Source organism: Streptomyces sp. NPDC096040, from assembly GCF_040303265.1.
GTDB lineage: Bacteria > Actinomycetota > Actinomycetes > Streptomycetales > Streptomycetaceae > Streptomyces.
On the sequence record NZ_JBEOTA010000006.1, the window covers coordinates 83,659 to 97,672 of the forward strand.

A 14,014-nucleotide genomic window follows, 5' to 3' on the forward strand; every position below is an offset into this window, starting at 1 on the left:
CTCAAGGACTGACGTCAACCCGGGCCCTCGAGGCCTGACTCCCGCCCCGGAGTTAACGCGGGTAACACCCGAGGTCAGGCGCGCTCTCCCCCAGTAAGCGCATACCGGTCGGCCAGTTGGCGAAAAACGCCGCGAGCCCCGGCTACTTGCGAGTAGCGTGCGTGGCCCCGCTCCCTCCCCTCCCTGCGGTCCGCCGCCACGGACCCGAGCCACGCAAGGAGCACCGGGATGTCCTACGACGCTTCCCCGCGCGAGCCGTCACATCTCACCTATCCCTGGCAGCCGCTGCCGCCGGAGCCGCCCCGGCCCCGCCATGTGCCGCACCGGGAGCCGGTCGGCCACCACAGCGACCTGCGGGTGCTGCGCGGCGCCTACCGCCTCCAGCGGCGCACCGCGACCCTCACCGCGCTCGGCTACTTCACCCTCTTCCTGGTGCTGTCCGCGTTCGCCCCGCGCCTGATGACGAGCACGGTCGCCGACGGCGTACCCGCCGGCCTGCTCCTCGCCCTCCTCCAACTGCCCGTCACCTGGCTGGCGATCGCCCTGTACGAGCACACCGCGCGCCGCCACGTCGACCCGCTCGCCGACCGCATCCGCAGAACGGCGGAACTCGACGAAAAGCGGGGAGCGGTACGGTGACCGGCTTCAGCGACTCCGCGCAGTCCATGTCCCTGGTCGCCTTCACCGCCGTCGCCACGCTCACCCTCCTGCTGTGCGTGCTCACCGGCCCGGACCGCGACGACCTCGACGCGTTCTACACCGGTTACGGCTCCCTCTCCCCACTGCGCAACGGCCTGGCCATCGCCGGCGACTACATCTCCGCCGCCACCGTCCTCGGCACCGGCGGCGTGATCGCCCTGTGCGGCTACGACGGCGTCGTCCTCGCCCTCAGCACGGCTCTGTCGCTGATGCTGCTGATGTTCCTGCTGGCCGAACCGCTGCGCAACGCGGGCCGGTTCACCATGGGCGACGCGCTGGCCCGCCGGATGCCCGGCCGGTGCGTACGGATCACGGCCTGCGCGGTGACCATCGCCGCCCTGCTGCCGCTGATGCTGGTCCAGCTGGCCGGCGCCGGCCAGCTGATGGCCTTCATCCTCGGCTTCTCCGACGAGTCCGTGCAGACCGGCTGTGTCATCGGCCTCGGCGCGCTGATGATCAGCTACGCGGCCATCGGCGGCATGAAGGGCACCGCCCTCATCCAGATCCTGAAGATCGTGATGCTGCTCGGTTCCGGCACGGTGGTCGCCCTGCTGATCCTGCGCCGCTTCGACTGGGACCCCGGCGCCCTGCTCGCCGCGGCGGCCCGGGGCAGCGGCGCCGGCACCGCCTACCTGCACTCCGGCCTCCAGTTCGCCGGAGGGTCCAACCCCCGCCTGGACATGATCAGTTCGGAGCTGACCATCGTCCTCGGCGGCGCCTGCCTGCCGCACGTCACCATGCGCATGTACACCGCCGCCGGCGCCCGCCAGGTCCGCCGCTCGATGTCCTGGGCCGTGTCGGGCGTCGCCCTGTTCGTCCTGATCATCAGCGTCGTCGGCTTCGGCGCCACCGCGCTGGTCGGCCGTACCGCCATCACAGCCGCCGACCCGCAGGGCAACACCGCCTATCTGCTCGGCTCCCGCGCGGCGTTCGGGACCGACGTGTCGACGGCGGGCACCCTGCTCTTCACCACCGTCACCACGGCGATCTTCCTCACCCTGCTCGCCTCCGTCGCCGGCATGATCCTCGCCTGCGCCAACTCCCTCGCCCACGACGTCCTCGCCACGCGCGCCCAGGAGACACCGGTCCGCCGCGAGATGAAACTCGCCCGCGTCAGCGCGCTGGCCATAGGAGTCCCCACGATCCTGCTGGCGACCCTGGTCCAGCACCACAGCCTCCAGCCCCTGGCCACCCTCTCCTTCTGCCTGGGCGCCTCCGCCCTCGCCCCCGCCCTGGTCTACGGCCTCTTCTGGCGCCGCTACACCCGCACCGGCCTGATGTGCACCCTCCTCGGCGGCACCCTCACCGTGCTCCTCCTGATGCCGGGCACGAACCTGGTCTCCGGCTCACCGGGTACCGCCTTCCCGCACGCCGACTTCAACTGGTTCCCCTTCACCACCACCGGCATCGTCTCCATCCCGGCCGGCTTCCTCCTGGGATGGCTGGGGACGGTCGTCTCCGGCCGGCGCGGGGCGGCGGAACAGCGACGGCAGTACGAGGCGGTGGAGGGCTGGATCCTCGCGGGAGCCGGGCGCCGGGGAGCTTGAGCGGAGCGGGTGGTGCGCCGGGGGCGCGGAGGTGGGCGGCGAGGCGCTATTCGGTCGCCACACGCCCCGTCAGGGTCATGAGGCTGTCGCGCATGTGGTCCATGTGCGCCTGTACGTCGTCCCAGGTCTCCCCGTGCTCGCGCAGCACCCGCTCGGTCTCCCGCGCGATGCGCTCCTCCCGGACCCGCGCCTCCGCGAGAATCTCGTCGGCACGCACACGCGCCGCCTCCTGGGAACGGTGCTCCCACTCCTCCGCCTCGCCCAGGGCACGCTTCGCCTCGGACAGGGCGGCCTCCGCGCGGGCGATGCGCTCGGCGTTCTGCGCGTCGACCGCGGCCGCGCGCGCAGCCTCCTCGCGCTCCACCTCGTTCCAGCGCTCGGCGTGCTCCCTGGCCTGCTCGGCGAGCATCCCGGTGGTGCGCTGCCGCACCTCGCGCAACGCCGCGAGGGCCTCGGAGCGCATCTCCTTCACCTCCAGCCGGGCGCCGATGCGGATCTCGTCGGCCTCGGCGCGCGCGGCGAGAAGCAGCTGGCGGGCGCGTTCCTCGGTGTCCGCGCGGAGCGCGTCCGCTTCTTCGCGCGCCACACAGAGCGCGTTCTCGGCGCCCGTCTCGGCCTGCACAACCCCGTCGGTCAACGCGCGCCGGGCGTTGTTGCGTACGGCCGACGCCTCCTCCAGCACGAGCCGGAACACACGGTGCGCACGGTCCCCGAGCGTCTCGTAGGTCTGGGGCGGGAGCTCGGCGACGACGGCACGCATCCGCACGGCCTCCGCCTCCATGTCCTTGGCGAGCACGGTGAGCCGCGCGGCACGCTCCCACGCGGCGTCCCTGTCCTGCGAGAGCGCCACCAGGAACGCGTCGACCTGCTCGGGGCGGTAACCACGCCCCCGGACGGTCACGAAGCCGTACGGCGACATCGATGCGCTGCTCACCCTGGAACCCCTCTCCGCCGGACCCGCACGAAATGATGATTTCGCGCACATCTTGATGGATCGGGCGTAAGTGTTCATAACGCGACACTCCGCAGAGATGTCACGGCCGAAGCACCGCGTGTCACACCCGGGCCCACGAGAGCACCAGGGGGCGCGAACGCACAGGCCGTGCGCCCCGCGGTACCAGCTCAGCACCGCGGCCCCGCCACGGCCCCGGGAACAAAGGCGTGCACGCGCGCGTGGGGGCCGGTCCGGTCACCCGACCGGACCGGCCCCCACCGGCCGTTCTTCCTACCGCCGCGCTACAACAGGCCGTCCCACATCTGCTCCAGCAGCACCGACCACCAGCTCTCCGGCGAACCGAGCGCCGCCGGGTCCAGGGAGGCCAACTGGGCCTGGAAGTCGACGGTCCAGCGGCCCGCCTGCTCCTGGTTAAGGCCGAACCTGAGCCGCCACATCCGGCCCAGCAGCGCCAGGCAGCGCGCGAACTCCGGCAGCCCGGTGCTGACGAACTGCGGCGGCACGGACGCCCCGCCCGGCCCCGCCTCCACGGGCACGGCCACGATGTTCGCGGTGCCGTACTGCACACAGATCGCCTTGCCGAAGTCGGTGCCCATCACGAGGTACGACCCCGCGTCCGGCGCCGGCTGCACCCCGCGCTCCTGCGCCAGCTCCGCCAGCGTCGGCACCGGACGGCCCGGCTGGGCCTGCGCCCAGAAGAACGGCCCCATGTCCAGCGGCAGTCCCGCCGCGACCAGGGTGTGCGCCACGATCGGCGGCACGCCCTGCCGCGACACCGCCGCCTGCTCGAACCGGAACACGCCAGGACCGAACGCCGCCCCCAGCTCCTGCGCGATCGCCTCCGGCGGGATCGGCGGCGCCGCCTGCACCTGCGGCAACGGCGCCCGCACCGGCGCGGGCCGCGCGGGACCCGCCGCCACCTGGTGCAGCTCGCCCTGGTGCGCCAGCAACTGCCGCATCCCCTGCTGCCGGCTGGCGTGATCCGTCCCGTACGGCGCGATGCTCGCGAGCCGCGCCTGCGGCCACTGCTCCCGGATCATCCGCGCGCAGTAGGCACCCGGCAGCTCGCACGGCTCCAGCTCCGTGTGCAGCTCCAGCACCTGGTCCGGCGGCACGTTCATCGCCCGCAGTTCGTGGTAGATCTGCCACTCCGGGTGAGGCGTACCCGGCGCCGAACGCCGGATCAGCTGCTGCTCCGAACCGTCCTGCGCACGGTAGCGCAGCACCGCCTGGTAGCCGGGGCCCACTGTCGGCTGACCCTGCTGCGGGTAGCCGTACGCCTGCGGCTGCTGCCCCGGCACAGGCTGCCCGGGCGGCGGCGGCATCGCACCGGCCGGCATCGGCGGCGGCATCTGCGGGGCACCCGGCGGCATACCGGGGACGCCAGGGGCGGGCGGGGGCAACGGCGCGCTCGGGGCACCCGGCGGCATACCGGGGACGCCCGGTGCCGCGGGTGCGCCAGGGGCGGGCGGGGGCAACGGCGCGCCCGGGGCACCCACCGGAGGCGCGGCCAGCACGGTCTCCGCGTGGTGAACCGCCCCACGCGCACCACCAGCAGAGCCCTGCGCGCCAGGCGCGGGAGGCATGCCGGGGGCGCCAGGGGGCTGCGGGGCACCAGGGGCACTCGGGGCTTGCGGCGCGCCGGGCGCAAAGGGTGCGCCTGGGGCATGCGGCGGCGGTGCGCCGGGCGCAGGAGGTACGCCCGGGGCAGCCGGGGCACCTGGGGCTCCCGGAGGCTGAGGCGCGCCCCGTCCCATCACGCTCGGGTCGGCGAGCATCGTGGCCGAACGATGGACATCGCCGGGGGGCGTCCCACCCGGAGTGCCCGGCGCCCCGGGCAAGTCGGGGGCGCCCGACGGAGTCGGCACGCCCGGCGCCTGCGGCGCACCCGCGGGACCCCCAGGTCCCTCGGGACCCAACGCCGACACCATCTGCGTCGGCACATACCCGCCCGCCGGCGCACCCGGCGCGGACGGCTGAGGCGCACCCCCGGGGCGTGCACCCGGAGTTCCCGGGGCGCCCGGCGGCGGAGGCGGCGCACCGGCCGCACCGCGCGCCCTGCGCGGAGGAGGTGCGGCCCTGCTTGTCGCGGCGTCCGCTATGTCACCGGCGTTCGGCGCCAACGGGCGGCCCGGAGCGGCCGGACCCACCGGCGGCCGAGGCACGCCCGGAGCACCGGCCGACGCCTGCGGGTAGCCGTAGCTCGGGGCGGCGGGGGCCTGCGGATAGCCGTAAGAAGACGCGGGCGGAGCCGCGGGCGCCGGCGGATCGGCGGGCGCGCCTGGCGGGGGCGTCCCCGGGGCCGCCGGCCCCTGCGGGTAGCCGTATGCCGGGGCGCCCGGCGGAGGCAGCGGGGACGTGCTGTCCTGCGGCGCTCCGGGCGCCCCACCCCGCACGCCCTGCGCGCTCGCCTCGTCGAGAGCCGGAGACACCGCCGTGCGCGGCAGTTGGCTGCCCCCCGACATCAGCGCCGTCTCGGCGTCCCCCAGCCCGCGGTCGCCGGAGTCGCTCAGCGGCGGCGCGAACACCGTCGCGGGCAACGGCACGGAACGGTCCTCACCGGCATCGGCGTTCGTGTCGGTACCCGACCAAGGGGTCGCGCCGACAGGCACGTTGGGCACGCCCGGCGCACTCGGCGCACCCTGCGCCCCGACGGACGCCCCCTCGCCCGCACCCACTCCGGCGCCATCCGCACCACTCGCACCACCCGCGGCCGCCGGCCAAGAAGCCCCACCGGCACCCGCCGGCACCCCAGCCTGCGTCTCCGCGAGCCCACCGGCCCCCGTACCGGCCCCGCCCGCCGCCCCCTCCGCCGACGCCCCGTCGGCCCCCGACCGCCGATCCGGAATACCCAGCTTGTCCGCCGCCTCCTGGAGCCACTCCGGGGGGCTCAACAGGAACGAGGTCTGGTTCAGGTCGACCCGCGCCGCGGGCGCCGGCACCGCGTCGGCGATCTCCGCCTCACGGCCGTACTCCTCCTCGTACCGGCGGATCACCTCGCCCACCGGCAGCGCCGGCCACAGCGTCGCGTCGCCACTGTCCCGGGCGATCACCAGCCGCTGCCCGCCCGCGTCGGAACGCGGACCCTCCGCACGGTCCTCGCCCCACACCACGAACCCGAGGCCGAACTCCCGTACCCGCACCTCACGGTGCTGATACGCCGGCACGTCCCCGTTGATCCACTCCTCCGCGCGCTCCTGCGCCTGCGCGAACGTCACCATGCCGAAACTCACTCCCCCGGGCCAGCAGAGACGACACGTGCGAAACCGCCGTCCACCATCAGGTTCGCCACCGTCTCCAGCTCCGGCGGGGAACCCGCCAGCCGCGACAGGAACACGTCGAAGTCCTCACCGCAGGGCAGCAGCAGCCGCTCCACCCGCTCCGCCGGCGACCACGACGGATCCACGTCGCGCACATCGTCGTACGCGCAGAACCACACCGAGCCGAGCCGGTCGCCCTTCACCTTCACCGCCAGCAGACCGCCCTGCACGAAACACACGCCCAGGTAGTCCTTGGTCAGATGGTCCCGCAGGCACTTGTTGACGTACACGAGGTCGTTGACCGCGGCCTCGTCGCGGACCGTGAAGAACGGCTGGTCCAGCAGCAGACCGAGTCCGGCGTCCAGCGCCGTACCCACCAGCGCGCACCCGCCCGCCGCCTTCAGAAAGGAGCGGTACGCACCCGGCAGCCGGTACCCCAGGTCCTCCTCGACCCCCTGCACCTGCGACTCCGACACCGCCACACCCGACTTCGGCAGCCCGACATGCGCCGGACGCGTCTCCTGCAACGGCCGCGTGCCCCGCTTGCCCTGGTCCACCCGTGCCGTCGCCACCCCGCCGTGATGCCGCAGCAACGCCTTCACCTCGACCGGGACCAGCTCCAGCCGCCGCGACCCGGCCACGTGATGCCACGTCCAGCCGTGCGGTGTCGCCACCGCCGGCACCATGTCCCACAGCTCATGACCCGAAGCGGACAGCACCGCGTTCGCCGACACGTAGTCCGTCAGCCGCAACTCGTCGACCCCGAAGCCCTCCGGCGGGTCCGCGATCTCCGCCGCCGCACGCGCGTAGGGCGAGAAGTCGGGGTAGCCATGCTCGTCGACACGTACTCCTCTCGGGTGACGTGCCGCCCGGACCGGATCCGGGAAATGCACGACCTGCCCGGCATAGGCCGCGTTCGGCGGCGCGGCCTGTTGCCCGAGCCGACCTGTCGTCATGACGGTTGCCCCCTGCGGCACTCTGTACGAACCGAGACCGCACCCCAAAGCACGCCACGGCCCGTATCCGGCTGTCTCTCCCACGTCCCAGACGCGTCGACCGCGCCCATCGCGGTGCCGACAGCCTATGCGGTACGCGAACCCCGGTCACCGGGCCTCCGCTTCCGTGACCAGCCGTCACCCCGCCGTGACAGCCTGCCCAAACCCGGGCGTGTCGCACCGCCCCAGCTTCCCCACCCGCCACGGGATTTGGCAGTCTGTGACTTTCGGGGGGATGCCCGGGAGGGGAAGACGATCATGAACGCCACACAGACGGGACCGCACACCGCCATGCCCGGCGCCACCACCGGCGACCCCCGCATCGGCTGGAGCAGCACCGAAATACCGCCCGCTCCCACCCTCCGGCACCGCCGCGACGGCATTCTGCCCACCGTCGCCGCCGCCCTCTCCGTCCGCGGCGCCACCCTCACCGGCACCGCTGCCCGCGGCGACCAGCCGCCCCCGCTGCACCCGCTGGTCCAGGAGTTCCTCGACACCCTGCCCAGCGGACAACGCGACCGGTTCACCGGCCGCTGCGCCGAGGCCATCCTCATCTCACGGCACATCGCCACCGCCGACAGCGCCCGCAGCAAACGCGCCGCCCGCAAACCCATGACCAACGGCGAAGCCCGCAAAGCCCTCAAGCAGGCCAAGCTCACCGCCCGCCGCATACGCGAGGACGGCGACCCCCTGCACGGCAGCTTCGCCGCCCTCTGCCGGGCCTGCGCCGCCCTCACGGCCCACTTCGGCGTCCGCATCGTCGACCCCACCGCCACCGACGACTGACGCACACCCCCATCCACGCAACACCCGCCGCAGCAGGCGGCACCCAACGCCCGGCACCCGCACCCGCACCCGCACCCGCACCCGCACCCGCACCCGCACCAAACACGAACGAAGGGCAGATGCACCCCGACCGCACCTCCACCACCCGCTTCTCCGTGCCCGTCGACGCGGCTCTGCGCGCCGCCGGCTGGCAACCCGGACGCTGGGACATAAAACAGGCCGAGGTCTGGGCCGACGCCCTCCGCGAACACACCTCACCCGCCGGACACCGGCACGCCGTCTTCCCCGCCGCCGTAGAAGCCTGGGCCGAATTCGGCGGCCTGCACATCAACCCCACCGGCCCCGGCCGCCAGATCGCCCCCGCAACCCTCCACCTCGACCCCCTGCACGGCCTCCACCTCGCCCGCACCCTCGGCGACCTCGGCCGCGCCCTCGACACCGAGGTCTGCCCCCTGGGCGAGGAGACCGACACCCGCTCCCTCCTCGCCATCGACGCCGAAGGCCGCATCTACACCCTCGACCACACCGGCGACTGGTACGTGGGCCACGACATCGACCACGCCCTCACCACCCTCATCGCGGGCGTAGAACCCCAACGCCTCACCACGCAGGCATAACCCCGAAGCACGCCACCGCTCACGCCGCCGGAATCACCGCGGACACCCGGAACCCCCCCGCATCCGTCGGCCCCGACACAAACACCCCGCCCAACCCCAGCACCCGCTCACGCATCCCCACCAGACCGTTCCCACCCGACGGCAGACCCGCCGACGCCGCCGACGCCGGCTCCGGCGGCGGCTCGTTCTCCACCTGCATCGCGATCTCCGCCACCCGATGCGCCAGCCGCACATGGGTCTTGGCACCCGCCGCATGCTTGTGGACGTTCGTCAACGCCTCCTGCACCACCCGGTACGCCGTCTGCTCCACCTCGACCGCGTACGACCGCACGTCCCCCTCCACCGACAGGTCGACCACCATCCCGGCCGCCGCGGACTGCCCGATCAGCTCCTCCAGCTCCGAGAGGTACGGCCCCTCCTCCTCCGCCACCCGCGAAGCCGCCGCCGCGGCCGCCACCCCCACCGCGACCAACGGCAAAGCCGCCGAGGCCGGCGCCGACGCCGTACGACGCCGATCACCGTCCCCGGAACGCAGCACCCCGAGCATCTCCCGCAACTCCGTCAACGCCTGACGCCCCATGTCCCCCACCAGCGCCGCGTTCTTCACCGCCTTCTCCGGGTCCTTCCGCGCCACCGCCTGCAACGCCGCCGCATGCACCACCATCAGACTCACCCGATGCGCGACCACGTCATGCATCTCCCGCGCGATCCGCGTCCGCTCCTCACCCCGCGCCCACTCCGCACGCTCCTCCGCCCGCTCCGCGAGCAACTGAAGCTCCCGCTCCAGGCTGTCCGCCCGCTCCCGCAGGCTCTCCATCAACCGCCGCCGCGCACCCACGTACAGGCCCAGCAGCACCGGAGGCGCGGTCAACCCCAGCGAGGTCGCCAGCGCCGCGAACGGGACGAACCAGTCCCCCATCGTCAGATCCCCGCGCGCCATGCTCTGCCGCACCCGCACGAACGTCACGATCAACGTCCCCAGAAACGTCATCCCCGACAACGCCACGATGATCCGACGCGGCAGCTCCGCCGCGGCCAGCGTGTACAGGCCGACGATGCCCATCAGGAAGCCCATCTGGGCCGGCGTGATCGCGATCGACACCAGCACCACGGCGATCGGCCACTTCCGCCGCAGCAACAGCACCGAACCGGCCAGCAAACCGAACACGATCCCGGCCGACACCGGAACCCCCGCGTCCCGCGCGAACGGGATCCCCTCGGCGCCACACTCCAGCGCCGACACCAGGGCGAGCGCCCCGTCCAGAACCGCACTACGCCACCGCGACCACCACCACGGCCCTGCCAAGGCCGTCGTGTGGTCTGCCCCCGTCGTGGTCATGCGTCCAGCCTACGGGCGCGGAGGTGGGCTTTTCCGGTGAGTTTCGTCTACTGCCCTACACCACCCTCCGTAACCGAACAACACCAAAACCCACCGGTATCCCTCGAACTGCTGCACCAGGCCCGTTCGGCCCCGGAATCGATCATTCCGCCCGGGCGGTATGCCCATGGCACATCCACACAGCAAACACCAGGACTTCGAGAGGCTCCGGGAACAGGCGGTGGCGCTGCGGCGGGCCGGACTCAGCCGACGCCAGATCCGCGACCGGCTGCACGTCGACAACAACGACATCCTCAACCGCCTCCTGGAGGGCGAGCCGCCCCCGGAATGGACAAAGCGCCCGAACGCGAAGGACGACCTGCGGGACAGGGCGCGAGACCTGGGATCTGCCGAAGCCGGAGCGCCGGCGGACCCCAGAGGATGCCTCGGCTATCGCCAGGCGCGGCTGGGAAGCGAGGCTGCAACGACGCGAGGAGGAGCGCCAACGCGCGAAGGCGGCCGCCGGACAGGCCGTCGGAGAACTCTCCGACCGGGAGGTGCTCCTGGCGGGCGTGGCTCTCTACTGGGCAGAGGGCGCCAAGGACAAGCCGTACAGTCGCCGCGAACGACTGCACTTCATCAATAGCGACCCGAACGTCATCAGGTTCCTCCTGCGGTGGCTCGACGTCCTCGGCGTGGGCGCGAGCGCCTGCGCTTCACGGTAAGCATCCACGAGTCGACCAACTCGACCGAAGCCGAGGAGTTCTGGGCCGATTCGGTGGGCGTCGAGCCCTCCGCATTCCAGAAGGCCACCCTCAAGAGGCACAACCCGAAGACGAGCCGAAAGAACACCTCGGAGACCTACCGCGGCTGCCTGGTCATCTACGTGCTCAAGAGCGCCGACTTGTACCGTCGCATGGAAGGCGCCTGGTACGGCATAGTAGGAGGCGCCACTCGACGGCCTGGCTAAATGTCCGGTTTAGTCGATAATGTTCCCCCGTGGTGTAATTGGCAGCACTGTGGCTTTTGGTGCCATCTGTCCGGGTTCGAGTCCTGGCGGGGGAGCCATGCTCCGGTTCGGGTCCTGACAGCACCGTCAGGGCCCGCTCTCATGTCCCCCACGAAACGCCCCGGTATCCTGCGGAGGTCACCCCCACCCATCCCAAAAAGCCGAAGGGCAACCCCGTGAGCGCCATTCGCCCGGCAGCCGTCGTCGTTCTCGCAGCGGGTGAGGGCACCCGTATGAAGTCGGCCACACCCAAGGTCCTGCACGAGATCTGTGGCCGTTCCCTGGTGGGCCATGTGCTCGCCGCCTCCCGCGAGTTGGACCCCGAGAACCTGGTCGTCGTCGTCGGGCACGCCCGTGAGCAGGTCGGCGCGCATCTCGGTGCGGTCGACCCCGCTGTCCGGACGGCGGTGCAGGAGCGGCAGAACGGCACCGGGCACGCCGTGCGGATGGCGTTGGAGGAGCTGGGTGGCGCGGTCGACGGGACCGTGGTGGTCGTCTGCGGGGACACCCCGCTGCTGACCGGTGCGACCCTCACCCGGCTCGCCGAGACCCATCACGCCGACGGCAACGCCGTGACCGTGCTGACCGCGGAGGTCCCGGACGCGACGGGTTACGGCCGGATCGTGCGCGACGGCGCGTCCGGTGCGGTGACGGGCATCGTCGAGCACAAGGACGCCTCCGAGTCGCAGCGGGCGATCCGGGAGATCAACTCGGGGGTGTTCGCGTTCGACGGGCAGTTGCTCGCGGCTGCGCTGGGGAAGGTGCGGACGGACAACAGTCAGGGCGAGGAGTACCTGACGGACGTGTTGGGGATCCTGCGTGAGGCCGGGCACCGGGTCGGTGCGTCGGTGGCCGGCGATCACCGGGAGATCGCGGGGATCAACAACCGGGTGCAGTTGGCGGAGGCTCGTCGGATTCTCAACGACCGGTTGCTGGAGCGGGCGATGCTGGCCGGTGTGACGGTGGTGGACCCGGCGACCACGTGGGTCGATGTGACGGTCACCTTCGAGCGGGATGCCGTGGTCCATCCGGGGACGCAGCTGCAGGGCTCCACGCATCTCGGTGAGGGTGCCGAGGTCGGGCCGAACAGCCGGCTGAAGGACACCCGGGTCGGCGCGGGGGCGCGGGTGGACAACACGGTGGCGGATTCCGCTCATGTCGGTCCGAACGCGACTGTGGGACCGTATGCCTATCTGCGGGCGGGGACACGGTTGGGGGCGAAGGGCAAGATCGGCACGTATGTGGAGACCAAGAACGCCTCCATCGGGGAGGGGACCAAGGTTCCGCATCTCTCCTATGTCGGTGACGCGACGATCGGTGAGTACACGAACATCGGTGCGGCGAGTGTGTTCGTGAACTACGACGGTGAGAACAAGCACCACACCACGGTCGGGTCGCACTGCAAGACGGGTTCGGACAACATGTTTGTGGCGCCTGTCACGGTGGGGGACGGTGCGTACACCGCTGCAGGGTCTGTGATCACGAAGGATGTGCCGCCCGGTTCGCTGGCCGTGGCCCGCGGTCAGCAGCGGAATATCGAGGGTTGGGTGGCCCGGAAGCGTCCGGGGAGTGCGGCGGCGAAGGCTGCCGAGGCGGCGTCCCGGCGGGGCGTGAGCGAGGACTGACCGGAAACAGGTGCGCCGAAGACGTCGTACCGTGATAAGTGCACACCCGCACCTAACCAGCTGTTTCGGCCTCCCGCGTCACGGCGCGGAGGTCGCTGGACTTCCAGCTGTACGGCTGAGACACCTCTGAGGAGACAGTGCTGTGACCGGGATCAAGACGACCGGCGAGAAGAAGCTGATGTTCTTCTCCGGCCGCGCCCACCCCGAGCTTGCCGAGGAGGTCGCCCACGAGCTGGGTGTCGGGGTCGTCCCGACGAAGGCCTTCGACTTCGCGAACGGTGAGATCTACGTCCGTTATCAGGAGTCGGCGCGTGGTGCCGACTGCTTCGTGATCCAGAGCCACACGGCTCCGATCAATCAGTGGATCATGGAGCAGTTGATCATGATCGACGCGCTGAAGCGCGCGTCGGCGCGTTCCGTCACGGTGATTGTGCCGTTCTACGGTTACGCGCGGCAGGACAAGAAGCACCGGGGTCGTGAACCGATTTCGGCGCGGCTGATCGCCGATCTGATGAAGACGGCGGGTGCGGACCGGATTCTGACCATGGATCTGCACACGGACCAGATCCAGGGGTTCTTCGACGGTCCGGTGGATCATCTGTTCGCTCTTCCGATGCTCGCGGACTACGTGGGGCGGAAGGTGGACCGGAACAAGCTGACGGTGGTGTCTCCGGACGCCGGCCGGGTGCGGGTCGCGGACCGCTGGTGCGACCGGCTCGGTGCGCCGCTGGCCATCGTGCACAAGCGCCGTGACAAGGATGTGGCGAACCAGGTGACCGTCCATGAGGTCGTGGGCGAGGTCAGGGGCCGGGTGTGTGTCCTGGTCGATGACATGATCGACACGGGTGGCACGATCTGCGCGGCGGCGGACGCGCTGTTCGCGCACGGTGCCGAGGATGTGATCGTGACGGCGACGCACGGTGTGCTGTCGGGTCCGGCTGCGGACCGGTTGAAGAACTCGCGGGTGAGTGAGTTCGTGCTGACGAACACGCTGCCGACGCCGGGTGAGCTGAGCCGGGATCTGGACAAGATCACGGTGCTGTCGGTCGCGCCGACGATCGCGAGTGCGGTGCGTGAGGTGTTCGAGGACGGTTCGGTGACGAGCCTCTTCGACGAGCAGTGAGCGGCGCGGTATAAGGACCCTGCAGTGAGGTTTCTGCACAGCAACTGAAGATCCTTTTGGTACGGCCTCCCCCTCCGAGT

General features: G+C 71.7%; 10 protein-coding genes, 1 tRNA gene and 1 pseudogene. 8 read left to right on the plus strand and 4 right to left on the minus strand.

The annotated features are described in order from the left end of the window. Window positions 1-228 precede the first annotated feature (228 nt). Together ABTY98_RS09365 and ABTY98_RS09370 are read left to right on the plus strand one after the other, a co-directional pair. A complete protein-coding gene (locus ABTY98_RS09365) occupies window positions 229-639 on the plus strand; it encodes a DUF485 domain-containing protein (protein WP_352220277.1) in 411 nt (136 codons plus the stop codon). Then, window positions 636-2,246: a sodium/solute symporter gene (locus ABTY98_RS09370; RefSeq protein WP_352220278.1), complete on the plus strand. Its 1,611-nt coding sequence runs from the start codon at window positions 636-638 to the stop codon at window positions 2,244-2,246. The genes ABTY98_RS09365 and ABTY98_RS09370 overlap by 4 nt, the downstream gene beginning before the upstream one ends. Window positions 2,247-2,292: 46 nt before the next feature. On the opposite strand, the gene ABTY98_RS09375 is transcribed toward ABTY98_RS09370, so the two are convergent. The 3 genes from ABTY98_RS09375 to ABTY98_RS09385 form a co-directional block, all read right to left on the minus strand. Next, window positions 2,293-3,165, minus strand: a complete 873-nt coding sequence (locus tag ABTY98_RS09375; RefSeq protein ID WP_352220489.1) for a cellulose-binding protein — start codon at window positions 3,163-3,165, stop codon at window positions 2,293-2,295. Between the two features lie 317 nt (window positions 3,166-3,482). After that, entirely contained in the window at window positions 3,483-6,422 is a 2,940-nt protein-coding gene (locus tag ABTY98_RS09380) for an SUKH-4 family immunity protein (protein ID WP_352220279.1), read from the minus strand. Window positions 6,423-6,430: 8 nt separating this feature from the next. Beyond that, the gene (locus tag ABTY98_RS09385) at window positions 6,431-7,417 is read right to left on the minus strand and encodes an SMI1/KNR4 family protein (RefSeq protein ID WP_352220280.1); all 987 of its coding nucleotides are present in this window, start codon (window positions 7,415-7,417) and stop codon (window positions 6,431-6,433) included. A gap of 297 nt (window positions 7,418-7,714) precedes the next feature. On the opposite strand from ABTY98_RS09385, the gene ABTY98_RS09390 reads away from it, so the two are divergent. Continuing rightward, window positions 7,715-8,242 carry a YwqJ-related putative deaminase gene (locus ABTY98_RS09390; RefSeq protein ID WP_352220281.1) on the plus strand — a complete coding sequence of 176 codons (528 nt, stop codon included), beginning with the start codon at window positions 7,715-7,717 and terminating at the stop codon, window positions 8,240-8,242. A 119-nt stretch (window positions 8,243-8,361) separates the two neighbouring features. Then, on the plus strand, window positions 8,362-8,859 hold the full coding sequence (locus tag ABTY98_RS09395) for an SUKH-3 domain-containing protein (RefSeq protein WP_352220282.1): 498 nt from the start codon (window positions 8,362-8,364) through the stop codon (window positions 8,857-8,859). A gap of 19 nt (window positions 8,860-8,878) precedes the next feature. On the opposite strand, the gene ABTY98_RS09400 is transcribed toward ABTY98_RS09395, so the two are convergent. Beyond that, entirely contained in the window at window positions 8,879-10,198 is a 1,320-nt protein-coding gene (locus ABTY98_RS09400) for a sensor histidine kinase (protein WP_352220283.1), read from the minus strand. Between the two features lie 166 nt (window positions 10,199-10,364). On the opposite strand from ABTY98_RS09400, the pseudogene ABTY98_RS09405 reads away from it, so the two are divergent. The 4 genes and pseudogenes from ABTY98_RS09405 (at window position 10,365) to ABTY98_RS09420 (ending at window position 13,934) form a co-directional block, all read left to right on the plus strand. Then, window positions 10,365-11,147: pseudogene (locus ABTY98_RS09405) on the plus strand (hypothetical protein). Window positions 11,148-11,170: 23 nt separating this feature from the next. After that, window positions 11,171-11,245 (plus strand) — tRNA-Gln (locus tag ABTY98_RS09410). Window positions 11,246-11,362: 117 nt separating this feature from the next. Continuing rightward, window positions 11,363-12,811 (plus strand): bifunctional UDP-N-acetylglucosamine diphosphorylase/glucosamine-1-phosphate N-acetyltransferase GlmU, encoded by a 1,449-nt coding sequence (gene glmU, locus ABTY98_RS09415; protein WP_352220284.1) that lies wholly within the window; start codon window positions 11,363-11,365, stop codon window positions 12,809-12,811. A 142-nt stretch (window positions 12,812-12,953) separates the two neighbouring features. Further along, entirely contained in the window at window positions 12,954-13,934 is a 981-nt protein-coding gene (locus ABTY98_RS09420) for a ribose-phosphate diphosphokinase (RefSeq protein ID WP_352220285.1), read from the plus strand. The last annotated feature ends 80 nt before the right edge of the window (window positions 13,935-14,014 follow it).